This is a genomic window from Luteibacter sp. P4_D7_3 (assembly GCF_056401735.1).
Genome location: NZ_JBFUIT010000075.1, coordinates 1 through 14,444, shown reverse-complemented (window position 1 = coordinate 14,444; position 14,444 = coordinate 1). Strand labels below are relative to the sequence as shown.

15 protein-coding genes, 3 tRNA genes and 4 pseudogenes are annotated in these 14,444 nt (G+C 60.2%); 13 read left to right on the top strand and 9 right to left on the bottom strand.

Annotated features, from left to right (window positions below; translation table 11 throughout):
- From AC1DSN_RS09420 to AC1DSN_RS09405, 4 genes are all read left to right on the top strand, one after another.
- Positions 1–370 (top strand): CDP-alcohol phosphatidyltransferase family protein (locus tag AC1DSN_RS09420; protein ID WP_477330429.1); only part of this gene is annotated, 370 nt, incomplete at its 5' end.
- Between the two features lie 47 nt (positions 371–417).
- Positions 418–493 (top strand) — tRNA-Gly (locus AC1DSN_RS09415).
- Between the two features lie 79 nt (positions 494–572).
- Positions 573–646 (top strand) — tRNA-Cys (locus tag AC1DSN_RS09410).
- Positions 647–696: 50 nt separating this feature from the next.
- A tRNA-Leu gene (locus tag AC1DSN_RS09405) sits at positions 697–783 on the top strand.
- Positions 784–846: 63 nt separating this feature from the next.
- On the opposite strand, the pseudogene AC1DSN_RS09400 reads toward AC1DSN_RS09405, so the two are convergent.
- The 4 genes and pseudogenes from AC1DSN_RS09400 to AC1DSN_RS09385 form a co-directional block, all read right to left on the bottom strand.
- Positions 847–1,805 (bottom strand): annotated as a pseudogene (locus tag AC1DSN_RS09400) (tyrosine-type recombinase/integrase); the annotation flags it as partial.
- Positions 1,806–1,982: 177 nt separating this feature from the next.
- Positions 1,983–2,036 (bottom strand): annotated as a pseudogene (locus AC1DSN_RS09395) (hypothetical protein); the annotation flags it as partial.
- A 37-nt stretch (positions 2,037–2,073) separates the two neighbouring features.
- Entirely contained in the window at positions 2,074–2,283 is a 210-nt protein-coding gene (locus AC1DSN_RS09390) for a hypothetical protein (protein ID WP_213947959.1), read from the bottom strand.
- Between the two features lie 191 nt (positions 2,284–2,474).
- On the bottom strand, positions 2,475–3,167 hold the full coding sequence (locus AC1DSN_RS09385) for a hypothetical protein (protein ID WP_477330427.1): 693 nt from the start codon (positions 3,165–3,167) through the stop codon (positions 2,475–2,477).
- Between AC1DSN_RS09385 and AC1DSN_RS09380 the strand changes: the two genes are divergently transcribed.
- On the top strand, positions 3,166–3,426 hold the full coding sequence (locus tag AC1DSN_RS09380; RefSeq protein ID WP_477330425.1) for a hypothetical protein: 261 nt from the start codon (positions 3,166–3,168) through the stop codon (positions 3,424–3,426). The two genes, AC1DSN_RS09385 and AC1DSN_RS09380, sit on opposite strands and share 2 nt — an antisense overlap.
- 61 nt (positions 3,427–3,487) lie before the next feature.
- A complete protein-coding gene (locus AC1DSN_RS09375; RefSeq protein WP_213947962.1) occupies positions 3,488–4,231 on the top strand; it encodes a hypothetical protein in 744 nt (247 codons plus the stop codon).
- A gap of 178 nt (positions 4,232–4,409) precedes the next feature.
- Here the strand turns inward: AC1DSN_RS09375 and AC1DSN_RS09370 are convergent, their stop codons facing one another.
- Entirely contained in the window at positions 4,410–4,736 is a 327-nt protein-coding gene (locus AC1DSN_RS09370) for a hypothetical protein (RefSeq protein WP_477299209.1), read from the bottom strand.
- 257 nt (positions 4,737–4,993) lie between these two features.
- A complete protein-coding gene (locus AC1DSN_RS09365; RefSeq protein ID WP_477330423.1) occupies positions 4,994–5,950 on the bottom strand; it encodes a phosphoadenosine phosphosulfate reductase domain-containing protein in 957 nt (318 codons plus the stop codon).
- 32 nt (positions 5,951–5,982) lie between these two features.
- Here AC1DSN_RS09365 and AC1DSN_RS09360 point away from each other — a divergent pair, with 32 nt between their 5' ends.
- On the top strand, positions 5,983–6,573 hold the full coding sequence (locus AC1DSN_RS09360; RefSeq protein WP_213947965.1) for a hypothetical protein: 591 nt from the start codon (positions 5,983–5,985) through the stop codon (positions 6,571–6,573).
- A gap of 2 nt (positions 6,574–6,575) precedes the next feature.
- On the opposite strand, the gene AC1DSN_RS09355 is transcribed toward AC1DSN_RS09360, so the two are convergent.
- Both AC1DSN_RS09355 and AC1DSN_RS09350 read right to left on the bottom strand, forming a co-directional pair.
- Entirely contained in the window at positions 6,576–6,788 is a 213-nt protein-coding gene (locus AC1DSN_RS09355) for a hypothetical protein (RefSeq protein ID WP_477330421.1), read from the bottom strand.
- Positions 6,785–6,937: pseudogene (locus AC1DSN_RS09350) on the bottom strand (DNA translocase FtsK); the annotation flags it as partial. The gene AC1DSN_RS09355 and the pseudogene AC1DSN_RS09350, both read right to left, overlap by 4 nt.
- A 102-nt stretch (positions 6,938–7,039) precedes the next feature.
- On the opposite strand from AC1DSN_RS09350, the pseudogene AC1DSN_RS09345 reads away from it, so the two are divergent.
- The 4 genes and pseudogenes from AC1DSN_RS09345 to AC1DSN_RS09330 all read left to right on the top strand — a co-directional run bounded on the left by AC1DSN_RS09345 (position 7,040) and on the right by AC1DSN_RS09330 (position 11,077).
- Positions 7,040–7,729: pseudogene (locus AC1DSN_RS09345) on the top strand (SOS response-associated peptidase).
- Positions 7,730–7,754: 25 nt separating this feature from the next.
- Complete coding sequence (locus AC1DSN_RS09340; protein ID WP_213947969.1) at positions 7,755–8,057, top strand: hypothetical protein; 303 nt, start codon at positions 7,755–7,757, stop codon at positions 8,055–8,057.
- Positions 8,058–8,175: 118 nt separating this feature from the next.
- A complete protein-coding gene (locus AC1DSN_RS09335) occupies positions 8,176–9,375 on the top strand; it encodes an ATP-binding protein (RefSeq protein WP_213947970.1) in 1,200 nt (399 codons plus the stop codon).
- Positions 9,376–10,231: 856 nt separating this feature from the next.
- Positions 10,232–11,077 carry a hypothetical protein gene (locus tag AC1DSN_RS09330; RefSeq protein ID WP_477330419.1) on the top strand — a complete coding sequence of 282 codons (846 nt, stop codon included), beginning with the start codon at positions 10,232–10,234 and terminating at the stop codon, positions 11,075–11,077.
- Positions 11,078–11,163: 86 nt separating this feature from the next.
- Here AC1DSN_RS09330 and AC1DSN_RS09325 read toward each other — a convergent pair whose 3' ends face one another.
- The gene (locus AC1DSN_RS09325; RefSeq protein ID WP_213947972.1) at positions 11,164–11,955 is read right to left on the bottom strand and encodes a toll/interleukin-1 receptor domain-containing protein; all 792 of its coding nucleotides are present in this window, start codon (positions 11,953–11,955) and stop codon (positions 11,164–11,166) included.
- A 1,184-nt stretch (positions 11,956–13,139) separates the two neighbouring features.
- Here AC1DSN_RS09325 and AC1DSN_RS09320 point away from each other — a divergent pair.
- Together AC1DSN_RS09320 and AC1DSN_RS09315 are read left to right on the top strand one after the other, a co-directional pair.
- Positions 13,140–13,652 carry a hypothetical protein gene (locus AC1DSN_RS09320; protein ID WP_477330417.1) on the top strand — a complete coding sequence of 171 codons (513 nt, stop codon included), beginning with the start codon at positions 13,140–13,142 and terminating at the stop codon, positions 13,650–13,652.
- 521 nt (positions 13,653–14,173) lie between these two features.
- Positions 14,174–14,444 (top strand): DUF2310 family Zn-ribbon-containing protein (locus AC1DSN_RS09315; RefSeq protein ID WP_477330415.1); only part of this gene is annotated, 271 nt, incomplete at its 3' end.

Sequence of the window (14,444 nt, the reverse complement as noted above, 5' to 3'; positions counted from 1 at the left end):
GTTCCTGCTGGTGCAGTCCCATCCGGGCGGCTGGCAGGGCGTGCTTCTCGCCGTCACCGCCTCGGTGATCGTCGGCCGTGAGATCAGCGTCAGCGCCCTGCGTGAATGGATGGCGCAGATCGGTGCGCGCTCGAAGGTGAAGGTGGCCTTCCTCGGCAAGCTGAAGACGCTGGCGCAGATGGTCGCCCTGGTGGTGCTGCTGGTCCAGCACGACACCGAATCCCTGGCCTCATACAACATCGGGGAGGCACTCCTGGTGCTCGCCGGCATCCTCACTATCTGGTCCGGACTGGACTACCTGCGGGCCGCGTGGCCCAGTTTGCGGGGAGATTCAGAGGACGTGAAAAAAAGTGAAAAAAAGTCGGCGTAAAGTGGTTGACACAAATGCGATCTGATTTAGAATAGCTGGACAACGACGCGGGAATAGCTCAGTTGGTAGAGCACGACCTTGCCAAGGTCGGGGTCGCGAGTTCGAGTCTCGTTTCCCGCTCCATGTAATTCTACAAAGCCTCGGACCTCCGAGGTTTTGTTTTTTAAGCGCTTCGCGGTTACTCTCGCGCTGCGCAAGCGATGGCCGGGTGGCAGAGTGGTCATGCAGCGGACTGCAAATCCGCGTACGCCGGTTCGATTCCGACCTCGGCCTCCATCGCATTTTGAAGGCGCAACCGTTTCCGCGGCTGCGCCTTTTTTCTTTCCGCCCGGATGGCGAAATCGGTAGACGCAAGGGACTTAAAATCCCTCATCCGCAAGGGTATGTGGGTTCGAGTCCCACTCCGGGCACCAAGGGCTACAGCCCGAAAGTCGGACCGCTTTTCGGTCCGCAATTCCTGATTCGGTCCGCAAGCACTTCGTCGGATCGACTTTGGCGCCTCGGCGCGATCGCACGTAAGCCTCGGTCATGACCACTGATGTGTGGCCCAGTTGGTGCTGCGCCTGGCGGATATCGCCGCTCGAATCCGTCTTGTCGGACGCTGCTTTCGCGCGCAGATCCCGGAACTGAAACCGCCGGCCTGTCGCCTCGCGCACGCGATCGAAACGGCCACGCAGCTTCGCTGCGGTGAGTGGCCTCCATCCTCATCGACTATCAGCCGCATCGCCCGTACGGCATACCCACGCTTGCGTTCGCTGATCCTGGCCAGCAGGTCAGCAAGCTCACCTGTCACGCCTATGCGCAGCTTCGCGCCCGTCTTTGCCTGCGTCAGTTCGAGCGAGCCATCCCGAACGTCCGTCTCCTGCATCCGAAGCACATCGGCCGGCCGCTGACCCGTGAGGTACGCGAGGTCCATGGCGTCGCGAAGCGGCTGATCGGCCGCCGTCCAGAACGCTAGGTACGTTGCGTCGTCGACGTAGACGTCCCGGGCCTTCTCTTTGTTTCCCTTGATCCCCGCGCACGGATTCGCCAGGTTGGTGTAGTCGGCGTCGCGCGCGAAGTTCCAAAGGTGGGAGAGAAGGGCCTTCTCGCGATTGGCACGTACCGGCGAGCTGGATCGGTGAATCAGGTATTTCCTTACATGCATCGGGGCGATGGCATCTAGCGGCCCCGGAGGATCGTCGAAGAAGTCGAGCAGCTGCTTCAGTTCCCGGGCATTGCAGGCCTGCGTCGCCGGCGATTTTGTCGGCATAACCACTGCGCGGTAGCGGTCGGCCACGTACCGGAAGGTGATGACCTCGGCCAGCTTCTCCTTCGCGTAGCGGCTTCGCTCGTAGTCCGCCCACTTCTGGATCGCAAGCCCGTAATCAGGGCCGAGCGGCTCCTCACGGCGCGGCTTGCCGCCGTGATCGTAGTAGTAGTGGACTACGCCCAACGGCTTTCGGCGCGCGCGAAGGCGCGGAACCGCGTCAGGTTTTGAAGGCCGTCTTCCCCTCCTATGCCGCCTTGTTCGGRTGCCACGCGGGTTTGGCCTGGGCTGCTCGCGAGCCTCGCCAGCGACCGCTGCGTGCGTCACCACCGGCCAGCCCTGATTGTCGACATGGTGCCTGATCCCGTTCCGGCGGAGGAACGCGAGCTGGGTCGCGCGGGTGTGGGCCCGGGTCAGCTAGGCGATTTCCTCGCGGGAAAGGCACAGTTTCTCATCAGCCCCCATTGGGCACCTCCGGATCGGTAGCGCTGTACGCGCGAGCGCCATAGTCGATGAACACAATGCGGCCATCTGGCAGGCGGCCAACGTCCTTGGCCGCTCTTTCAAACGGCGAACTGGTCTCCCCGATAACGTGGATCTCGAAGCTGTTCTCGTCGTCCCACACCTCGTAGGCGACAGGATCTACGGGCGTACAGCGCGGCATGATGAGAACCCAGCCACGGCGATCAGCCCACTGCACTGGGCACATCAGGTGACGCCTGGCATCGGTCGCCCACAGGTGTCGCTCATCTCGGTTTGCGCGTCGCCCGATCGAACGGTGGGGCTCGGTTAGGCGCGGCACCTTGATGGCCCAAGGTCCGAGCAGAAAGACCACCCGCGACGCCCCTTTCCTGATCACTGTGCGCCTCCTGAGGTCCGACGAAAGGCGACGACCCAGACCCAAGGATTCGAGGTCCAGCTCTGCTCCCCGTTGATGCGTGTCCACAGCTTACGCCATGCGTCGCGGAGCTGATCACRCCCCTCTTGGCTGGGCGCGTCGCCAGGAACGCCCTCGGCGGGGGCGTCTTCCGGGGTTAACCCCTGAGCGCGACCGACCGACGTGGCGGCGCGCTCGAGCGTGATCCGACATGCAGAGCGCGGCATGAAGAGGGTCGGCCGCTTCCACCACAGCAGCCTGCCGGCTTCCCTCGGCCGGGTGTAGTCAGCGGCACCGTCCGCCGCATAGCCGTACTTGCGCCCCGTCTCGACAGTGCGGTCTACGAACGACCATACGTCGCGTCCCTTCGATTGATCGAAGCTAACCGTCCACTCGCCCCAGGCGAAGAACGTCTCCTTGACCCACAGAATGTCCCCGGCATCGCCGTAAGGGCACAGGATGGCACCGTCGCCCCATCGCTCCAGATCATTGGTCGAAGAGCCTTTCATGGGCACGAAGTACCCGTGCACAAAGTTGTGCACCCAGTTCGGGGTGTAGTGAGTTGTTCCCTCGGGCGGCTGGGTCTTCACGATCCGCCGGGTCACCGTCTTGCGGCCTTCGAGGATGGCGYGCACCATCGGGCCACTGAAGAGAATGGGACGCTCAGCCATGATCGACTCCGTCGGCAACTACGTGGTGATGTTGAGCGCGGCCAGTATTTCGGACACGCTCCGTGAGAATTGGTATGGGTCGTGGACGATCTTCGAGCGTCAGGAAGACGGCGACCTCCGCATGGTGGAAAGCGATCGAGACGATGTCGGTTTTGACCACATGGAGCCGGCCTGGAACATCGCGCGAGCCCGCGGCATCGAGCGGGTAAGGGTTCTCAGCAACGACCGAACACTTCAGCCCGAGCCCTATCGCGGGTAGTTTGCTGGCGGCCGCGTGCTCGCGCACCATGGCGCCATTCATCAGGATGGGGAGTTCACGCATGGGTAAGTGGCTCCGTCGCGCAGCAAGGTGGATAGCGATGTATCCGTGGCTTCTCATAGTCATAGCGCTGGCCTATCTGGCCGGCGTCGTGACGATGATGCAGCTCGGATTCAAACTGCCAGATTCGGTCAATGGCCTGGTAGGAGCAGCAATTGGGGCCGTGGCGGGCATCGGGGGTGCGCTTTGCGTCGTCCTCGCGACGGACTACGTTCAAGGGCGAAACATCGCTGCTTACGTCCTACTCTCGTATGAACCCGCGTTGTTCCGGCTGTGGTCGGTCGAGGGTGCGATGAATCGTTTCGACGCCGAATCGGTCGAACGAAACTGGACGAATGAGCAGTGGGCGACCCTTTCGCGCGAAATTCGCGCGGCGATTCGAGCGATGGACACGAGCCAAGCGCGGATACGGCGCGTAGAGCCAAACGTCCATCGCTTGAAAGCCGACGCGCTGCACATATCGAACCGAACTGAAGAGTGCGCGCAGTGTGCAAAGGAAGCGCTGGTCGATGTCATCGAAAGCCAAAGCGAGGCGACGCGGTTCTACGGCGGACAGCTCTCGGAACAGTTGCGTGCAAGGTTGATAGATGCGACCGAGGCGCTTAAAAGTGAGCTTCTTGACCTTTCGATGGTCTACGGGATGCGGCGTACCGGTCCTCCGAGACTGAGCCACTGGTACGAGAATGGCGGCCAGGATCCTGCGGATCATGGTGACGAAGCGCCTGCGGCAGACGCATCCAGGTAACGAAGCTTCCACGTCGGGCGGAAAGGCATGGCGTGCTTCATCCCGGCCAGCTTGATGTTCAGGTTACCGCCTGACGCAGAACGAATTGTGCCCATCTCAAGGTTGCCACCACCTGTATATTCGACCCGACCGCCGCGACGGGCGGGAACGCCGTAGGCCTTGCGGATGTATTCGACGCTCACGGCTTCACATCCAGCGTGGCGACGAGCTTTGTGTTCGGGTCGCCGTCGAAGATGGGCAGGACGGACACATTGCTCGACCAGTTACGAGCGGTGTCGATGCTGTCCGTCTCGTTCGTGTAGTCGGCCATGCGCCAACCGATGAGCTTCGGCTGTGCCGCCTCACGGCCAGCCAGCGCTAGGTGGGTGTCGATCGCCTTCCACCAGTCGTCCATCACCAGCACGTTCATCTCGACGTAGTAGTTCACGACCGTGCAGTCTCTCTCCCGCAAGGTCGCGAACGCGCGGATCTGGTCCCGGGTCTTGGCGAGCGTCATCGTGCTCATGCGTCGGTGTCCTTTGCCACGGGCAGTGCGTAGAAGTTGATTTCGAGGCCGTTGACGCAGGTTGCAACGACGGCGTGTTCGAGCAGGCGAGCAGTTCGAATCCTCGCCGCGTCGCCCTCGCTGAGGACGGCGGAGCCGATATACGTGCCCGGGGTAGTCCTTAACCCAGGCGGTCCGCCGGTCTTCCTCGCGCTCCTCAAGGAGCGCAACGCGCCGGCCCAGGGCCTGCGCCTCGCGCTGGGTGATTCGCTTCGTGGTCATGCTGCCTCCCTCTCGCAAAGCCCCAGGTCGGACGTGCAACCGCCGCCGGCCTGGTCCTGCATGAAGATGTCGTACTGGCGGCCGCCGCGGCCCGTGCGCGCCCAGTCGATGACGTTGCGGATCGGCAGGATGTCGCCATTGATCGGCGCGAAGAACGTCGCCATGCGGCGCTTGTTGGCGGCTGCTACCACAGCCTCCCACCGCTCGATCCGGTCCATGTGTTCCGGCGTCATATCGGCGATCAGGCGGACCTCGTCTTTGCGGCAGTTGATGCACGGCCAGCAGCCGACGCGCCGCGCTCCCATCGCGTAAAGGGGGTTCGGAAGAACGCCGTGCTTGCGATGCATTGCCCAGACATCTTCGACACTCCAGCGAAATATCGGTCGCCAAACGATTGATCCATCGTCATGGCGGTTATAGCGGCGCTGCTGGGCGCGATTAGCGCTTTCGTCAGCGCGGATACCAAGCCACTGCAGGACCGGACCGCTACGAAGCATCGGGCCGACAACCTGCGACGAAATAGGCAGCTGTTTCAGCTCTTCAGTGCAGAACTGAGCTTTGCGTGAGGGGAGCCGGCCCTTGAGAATGCACAGGTCAAGGTACGGATTGCCGCTCGGCGTGTTGAGCGCGGCCGCTTCCGCGACGATTTCGTCCGCAATGCCCTCGGCAGGCCATTTTGTCAGGGTCGTCTGCCGATGGATGGCAAGCTGGCGAGAGAAGTCTGCGCGTACGACCTCAACTACCGGGCCGCCAGTGGGCTCAGCCAGGCGGCTGACGTACTCGTAAGTCGCCTCGTGCTCGTTGCCGGTGTCGGCGAAGACGGCGCGGAACTCCCGACCCGACTCCATGGCCTTCAGATACGTGGCCGTGCTGTCCTTACCGCCCGACACGTTGACGAGGTGCTGGATGGCAGTTCCGGGCCTGAGGTCGGCAACGCTCGAATGCGTCATCATGCGAGCCCGCCTCGACCATAGGACTGCCCGTTATGCCTCTCCTTTTTTTCACATGGGCGATGCAAGCCAGTCCGCCTCCGACCGATGCTTGGACGAAGGCGTCTGCAGCAGGAACGCTCGCCAGCGCGCTGATTGCTCTGATTGCTTCTGGAGTTGCGATTGTAATCGCCAGAGGTCAGAGAGCCGACCGAAAAAAGGAGCTTAGCGATGAGAGAAGCCGGACGGAAGCTATCGATGATGCAAGAGCGGCGAGCCTCGCATTGGCCGTGCTCGAAGACATGTTCTGGATAGAATCGACGCTTGGATATTTTCTCGATTTCGGTTTGCAAGCTCAAAATCCTGCTGATGAGCTTGTATCGGGTCAGATACGGCTGACCGACACGATGCGAGCGTACATGACGCGGCTGCATGAACTCGGCGCATCCGGTAGAGATGTGCGTAAGCTTTTCGCGTTGATAATCGACGTGACAAAAGCCCTCGACGAGCGAGCTTCCCTGGAGAACGTGGATCACCCCGATGCGCACGCGCGAGACGGATGGATCAACGCGTCTGTTACGCAGATTCGGGCGAAGGCTTCCGAGGTTTACGTTGAGCTTTCGCCCAGACTGCTGGCTGGCTGGTGAGGTCACGCTGCTTCCTTGGCGGCAACCGCCGGCAGGTCGGGGTAATGGCCCCAGGGGTTCTTCATCTCGCTAAAGCACGGGCTCGGTAGGCCAACGGTGTTTTTTCGGGCGTAGCGGCAGAGGCGGCCGTCGCGCCAGAACTCGCGGCGCCCGGTAGCGACGACGTCGAAGACGCCGTCCGGCCAGCAGTCGGTCTGCGCGACGGCCATGGTCACGCCACGACCGGAAGCACGGTGCGCATGCCTTGAACGTTGGGTTTGCTGATCACGCCTTCGACTTCCATCCGCTCCACCAAGCGAGCGGCGCGGTTGTAGCCGATGATGAGCCGCCGCTGCACATGCGAGATCGTTGCGCGGTGAGTTTCGCGGAGCCTGTCGCGGCGAATCTTTACCGGACGCTCCAAGCTGATCGGCATGGTCGAGGTGGCTTCACCTTGAGGTGACGGCCACGCGCTGACGATCAGTCCATGTGCGGACGCTACGCCACATTCGGACCTGTATCGCTGAGCCGCGAGGCTAAGACGGTGCTGGACCAGCTCGAGCTGGATGTCGTCAGCGAGATCAATCAGCGGGAAGATCTGTTCAACATTGCGCCGACCCAGAAGGCGCTGGTCATGGCCAGCGGCGATCAGGGCTACGAGATCAAGCCGCTTCGGTGGGGCCTGATCCCCATATGGGCCAAGGACGCGAAGATCGGCGCGAAGACGATCAATGCCCGCGCCGAGACCGTGGCCACCAAGCCGGCCTTCCGTGCAGCCTTCAAGAAACGCCGCTGCTTGGTGCCGGCCTCCGGCTACTTCGAGTGGCGCGTGAAAGAGGGCGGCAAGCAGCCGTACTTCATCCGCGACCAGGTCGGCGACCTGCTTATGTTCGCCGGCCTGTGGGAAGCCTGGCGTCCCGCCGAGGGCGAGTAATGGGTCAAGACCCTCACCATCGTCACCGGTGAGCCTGGGAAGGTCTCCGGCGATATCCACGACCGGCAGCCCGTGATCCTGCCGCCCGACCTATGGGCGGTGTGGTGCGATGGCATGCCCGACGAGGCCAGTGCAACGCTGGTAGCGGCCCCTGAGGCCGAGCTCGTCTATTACCCAGTATCCAAGGCAGTTGGCTCGCCCAGGAACAAGGGTCCCGAGCTGGTTCAGCCAATCACGCTCTGAGACTGTCGACCGATATCCTGCTTCGATGTCGCCCAACTGGAAACCGCCAAGCACCCCCGGGGCCGCCACCTTCGCCGAGTGGAACGGCGCCACGTTCGCCCTCGTCAAGAACATGCCCGATGGGAAGTGGCGAGTTGGCGTATTTCCCGACGGCCAGTCCCATCATTCGGTAGGCGCCATGGTGGCGACTGAGGCCATTGCTCGGAAATTCGTCGAGTGCTGGGCTGAGGTCAACCACCGGCGTATCGCGCCTGCGAAAGGTCGTCAGATCATGCCGCCCGAGGGTTTAAAGCCGCGGAAACCCAAGGGCATTGAGGATCGGTCGTGACTTTTGGCTAAGGAGGCCGAAAGCGCGAATCCTATGAGTCATGCGAGTGTATCAAGTGGCCACTTGACGGAATTTGTTAAATGCTATTAGCCTTCGCTTAACAAGTCGGAGGTAGCACATGGACGCCCAAGCTTTAAATGCTCTTTGGTTCAACGCCGGATCGGTCTTCACCCCTGGGTCGCCAGTGAACGAACGGGACCTTTTTTCCGGCCGCGTGAATGTCTTGAATCGGATCCTGACGGCCGTGTCCCAGCGTGGCTATCACGGAGTGCTTTTCGGAGAGCGTGGTGTCGGCAAAACCTCTCTGGCGAATATCCTTACTGGCCACCTGCGGGTGACGCAGAATTACCTAGTGGCAAAGGTCAACTGTGACGCGGGCGATACCTTCAGTTCCATTTGGCACAAGGCGTTCCGCGATATCACATACACCCACCACTCGACACCTGCGGGCTTTACCGGCACACCCACTCAGCAAGTAATTCCGGTGGCGTCTTCGCTTCCCAGCGTCGTACAGCCTGACGATGTGCGTCGGCTACTTTTCGATCTGAGCTCACAGACGCCTACGCTGATCATTCTCGACGAGTACGATCGTATAGCGGATCGTCAGGTAGCTGTACTAATTTCGGACACTATTAAATCCCTCTCCGACAACGCCGTCGCAGCATCGTTGCTACTGATTGGAGTAGCTGAATCGGTCGATCAGCTAGTGGAAGGGCATCTGTCCATTGAGCGAAACTTGGTACAGGTTCCGATGCCACGAATGTCTACCGAGGAGATCGCGCAGATCGTGTCCAACGGCCTAACGCGGCTTGGCATGACGATATCGGCAGGTGGCTTGGCTCACATCGTCGCTCTGTCCCAAGGTCTGCCTTACATCACGCACCTGCTGGCACTTCACAGTACACGCGCTGCGCTGACTAACGAGTCCATGGAGGTGAACCGCGATCACGTCGATAGGGGCGTTACCGACTCGCTCGATCAATGGCAACAGTCCATCAAATCTTCGTACTACGACGCCGTCAAAAGCCCGCAGCCGGGAAACATCTTCAAAGAAGTGCTGCTTGCATGCGCTTTGGCAGAAGTTGATGAAGCTGGATATTTCACTGCGGCTGCGGTCAGGTCGCCGTTGAGTAATATCCTAGGTCGAACGATTGATATCCCTAATTTTGCACGTCATCTGAAGGAGTTCGGACAGGTTGAGCGAGCTGAGATGCTGACCCGGGTTGGAACCACCAAGCGATTCCGTTACCGGTTTGTCAGTCCAATCATGCGCCCGTACATCATCATGCGCGGATATGTTGAGGGATTAATCAAGTAAGTCTGCTGTCTTGAACCGCCGCTAGATAACCGCCAATCAGGCGCTAAGTGGACCCCAAGGGCCGAGCCTCCGTGCCAAGCCAGGCCAAGGGCAGGGCATGGGTCGAGCGATTCGCTGGCCGGCGCCTCGCGCATTTGGGCAGACTCGCCGCGACACCAGGAGTAGGGCCAAGCGCCGCCGGCGGCTACGCAAAGCCGACCGCCGAGGAACAAGCCCGCTACGCCGCCTTCTACGCCTCCTACGTCCCACCCAAACGAACGAGAATTCGATCCCGGTGACTTCGCGCATTCCTTCAGGTCAGGGGAGGTTGAGTACGCCGGCTTTCGTGCAAATAGTCGTGCAGGCTGATCGCGCACTGCGGGCAGCCACCGGTAGGCACAATCCGGCATCCCATCTTCATGTGGGTTCGATAGTAGCGCTGGTGCTTTAAACACCATGCCTCGGCGGCCAGGTTCTGGCGTGACTGGTAGCGTTCGCGCCGCCCTTGGAAAGGCATCACCGCGGTCTCGCGCGGCGAGTGCTGGACGTGGGAGGCATGAAGACGGGGCAGGGTGCGCCGATGGGGTAGCGCTCACGATGGCGCTCACAGAACCGAAAGCCTCGGCCACCATCGGAAGAGCGTCGCGTCAGCGCCTAGCGCTGGTCGCGAGCTGCGCGGGAGATACGTCGGAAGGAGTCCATTTGGCGCTTTTCTCGCCACTCGATCTCAACGGTCGCGACCAGCGGAGCGCGCACAGGCTTGCGCTTGCTGGACGCCACCAGCAGCGAGGGTTAGATTTATAACCGGCGACCTGGTTATTTCACTTCGCGACGGCTCGGTTCGACTCCATAGGGGGCGACGATGACAGTCAGCTGCATGTCGATCAATGCATGGCTTCAAGCGCTCGGATTCGTCGTCCTCTTGTTGGCGGCTATCGGAGGGGGAATTAATGTTGGTACTAGCGGGCTATCCAAGTTCACTCCGAAAAGAAGCTGCGTTGTAGGCGCCATAGGCTTGTTGTTCGCGGTCTTGGGATCGCTAAAAGCCGTCCCGGATATCGGAACATGCGTCCCATTACCGTGGCTCAAAGACGACACCGTAATAGCACCACCCGCGCCGGCTGCTCGCCTTGCATGGCCAGAGAATGACTGGATCGCTGCGTTAGAGATCAAGCCTGGCGACGGTATTCCAAAGCCGCGACCGATGCCTTTTCACTGGGCGAAGAACGACAATGGTCTGCTATTGACCTACACCGCGACCGTCGGCGGTCATGTCTGGCGCGTCGACGAACAAGTTGTTAGCGGGAGGATTACCAGGGCGACATTTTTGAGCCAAGTCGCCGACAGCTGGACCTATAGGCGCAACCAGGCGATTGTCGGTGTTTCGGGGGAAGAAGTTGCCTTGGAGTGCCGTGGCACGGGGCTCGCCAATTTCAAAGCACGCCTTGCCGGCGAATTTGGGGATCCGCTAGACGGGACCATAGATGAGTCGTCGAAAAGACTGGATCTCGATGGGGTTGGCATGTGTGGGGTCAGCAGGAGCTGCAAGGGCACGACGACGAAAACTTCTGATCGAACAATCTTCAAGGTGAACACCCAGTGGCAGCTCGAGTTCCGAGCAGAACACATACACACCGATACATCGATGATTGACGATGCCGACGACGACGCGGGTTCGATTCGCGATACTTGCGACTGGTCGCTGTATTTCGATCCAGCGTGAGGCGCGATCTGGCGCTCCCGGCCGACCACGTCCGAAGTTGGACTCGAACCAACGCCCCCCTGATTAACAGTCAAGGGATCTAACGGCTAGGTTTGGCCGTCGCCCGAAGGGATTGCGTCAGTCCCGTCAGCGACGCTACCGCCCATCATGGCGCCCCCCGGTGAGATCGAACGCGGATACAAGTGCCGAGCTTGGTTTGCATAAGCCAAGTCAGACAGGTAAATCTGGGGATCAGCCGGAACGCTCTGATGGATCAAAAGCGCCTTCGCGAGCGCCTGGGCGCTCGGTGTGACCTGATCCTTCTCAAGCCTTTGGATGCGGCCGGACAGGCCGTGTACGAGGCTCAAGACCTCGTCGAGCTTGTCGCCGTCCGACCTTGGAATGACCGGTTCTGGAGACTCTGTCGTGGCGAGAATTCCCGACAGTCGAGTTTCAAATCGCGCCCAGTGCGCGGCGATCGACGTTTCCACGATCTCCTGGGGCAGGGGCTCGTCCGTCGCACGATTGACCGTGTGAACGAGCTGCGCTATTCCTTCGCGTGTGCAAGAGGTTGCGTTAAATTGGCTGAGTGGCATCCCCAAATCGGTTGGCTGAAGATCAATGAGCAGGGGAATTACCCGAGACTTCGCTAACCCCTTGGCAAGCGCGCCGGCCTCGAACAGGAGCCAAGGCGCATTTTTATTCGCCGCCGTGACACACAGCACCCCGACATTCGTGGAGCTGAGCGCGGTGCTGATCTCCCCAACCCAGTTCGAGCCACGATCAAGCTCTGTGGAAACCCATGGTTTCGACGCTTGGACCACGACCTTGATCCAGTCCGCGAGCAACTCGGCGACCCGCTGGCTTCGCTCGCCTGACCAGCTTATAAAGACTTGCATGCCGCCTCCGTTGCGGGCTGTCAGCCCCGTAAAATTGTGCCTCGCATCCTATGCTAATCAATGGTCTATCTGCAAAGCAGCCGTAAAATTATGGTTCGCATCCGTGTGATTTAGCTGATTCTTGCAAGGGACTTAAATCTCTTGCCATTCCAACCACGTCCGCGGAGGCCTTGGGATGACGATCGAGGGCAGGATACCGTTCGAAGAACTGGCCCTGACTGCCGACGAGGTCGGGTAGCTCTTGGGGTGCACCGGCCGCCAGGTGCTCGAGCGGATCGCCTGTAAGCCAGACTTCCCGGCACGGCTGTCTGTTCGGCCAGCCTCGTGGATTGCCCGCGAGGTTCTGGAGTGGCGTAAGAAGCATCGGGCCGGGCCGCAGAAAAGGCGGCAAAGGGACTCATCCGCTTAATCACCGGCATTTGTGAGTAATGGTGTGAGTAAGATCCGACGTTAATGGTTGAACGGCATTGTCGCCCATGGGTTCCTACAATAGTTTCGAGTCCCACTCCGGGCACCATAGGCTTAGGCTGTTTCCCCCTCGATCTCTCGTCCGGCTATGTCTGTTAAGACGTAAGACGAGTGAAGATAAGAAACCAAGCAGCACCATCCCCCAAGAAGCGCCGCACCGGAAGCGCACCGCCCGGGTTCGGGCGCGTATCCAGGTTGTCGGGGCTCAATCTTGCTCGTGTTCGCAGAGGCTGCGATGCTGGGTAGGTCAGCTTTCGCGGCGTAGCAGACCATGTACGGACACGTATAACCCAGAAGCCAAAGGAGGGTGCGGGCAGATGGTCACGTCAGTCGAATGTTTGAACTGCGGAACACCGCATGGGGTCGATGTGCTTCTCGATAGTTGCGCAATCTCATCAACAGAGGCCTCGGTATTACACTTTTCGTGCCCTAAATGCTCGGCGGAATGTCCAATTGCAGTGCAGGAAGACCGGGTTGCTTGGGCTCGCGAGCTGCCCATCGAATCATGGCTTCCTGTTCCGGGCCTGGAAGTGCGCGCGTTCTCTGGCTTTGTTCACGTCTGGTACGCAGGCCGACACTGGGCTATTGCAGACCGTCATATGATCGACACGCATTAGGTCTGCTTCTGACCCGAAGTGGACTTGGGCGCGTCGGTTTGAGCGGCTTACCTTGTCAGGATTTCTACACGTTTGGATGGGTTCTGAGGAGCTTGGTCAATGAAGTGTCTCGCGTTTCTATTGCTCGCGTTCGTTTCCTTTGCTGCTGCGGGTAGGCCTTCCAACTTCTTTGCGGGCGATCTCAAACCCGCGGCGAGCGAATACGCGCGTGCTGCTGGCCTTGCACCGTTAAGGTCGACAACAGGCTTTGAGCTCCGCGTCTGGACCCGCGACTACATGTCCGGCAGGGTCGCTGGATTTATTGTGTCTAACGGCAAGCAACGCTCATTCGCAAGCGAATCAACTCATCATCAAGGAACCTTGGTCGTCAAAACGGCCGGTTTAGAAGTCGAGAAACCGGTGTTCGATCTGGCCGGCCTGAAGAAGCTCATTGAGGTGTTKAAGGCTTACAACGGAAAAGCTGCGTCGTGCGGTGTTATGGATGGCGAATCGGACCTGGTGGACGCGGTTGTGCAAGGTCAGGTTGTTACCGTCGAAGTCGACAACCCAAGACTGTGTTCCGACAAGGCGTCCAGGACGGTGGCTGCAGTTCTCGATGCGCTTCGGCACTGARATGAGCAAACGCTCAGGCTGCTTTTGCCACCCATCGTCAAAGGCCGAGTTTCAAGAGGATCTGATCGTGGTTGGAAGAGAATCGCCCGATTTCATCGCTGAAATTTAACTTCTTCCTACCGAAGCAGGGGGGCGCAAGATCGCGTTGCCCCGTGGCGAGTGGCGCACCGTGCTGGGTATAGATGGTGAACACTGGTCTGCGATACTTAGGTTCGAGGAGGCGCCAGCTCCTGGGGCGACCTTCGAAGCGAACGTATGGCTACTAATGGGCGACATAGCGCTTCCAATGTTCGAAGCGGGCAAGATGTTCGAGGTTTGGGAGGGCGGCACGAAGGCATGGGGGCGCGTGAAACGAGTGACGGCGCGCTCCGCTTAGAATTCGCTTGCACAAAGATGTCCGCTATCGACCCAAAGCGGCCTTAGTGCAGGCCGGGCATAGGATCAGTCAGGGGGTTCCCGTGTACGTAAATCGAGTCTCTGTCACAAGTACGAAGCCGGACAAATGCAGCAGGGAATCCGGCGTGGATCTGCTTGTAACGATGCTCGCGGCATACCGTATGAATGGACAGATCTGTGGACGCGAATGGCCGATCGTAGCTGAAGGAGAAATCGTTTCGGCGATCGTGCTTTCTCCCGAAGAGCGGTCGTTCGATGCCCGCTTCAATGGCAAGTATGTCACCGCGGCGATGGCGCACTGCGAAGCTGAAGGACTGCTCATTACATTGGAAGTGCTTGGTGAGGATGCCGAATCCTTACCCTCATGTCAGTGCCATCGCCCGAGCGCCTATGTGC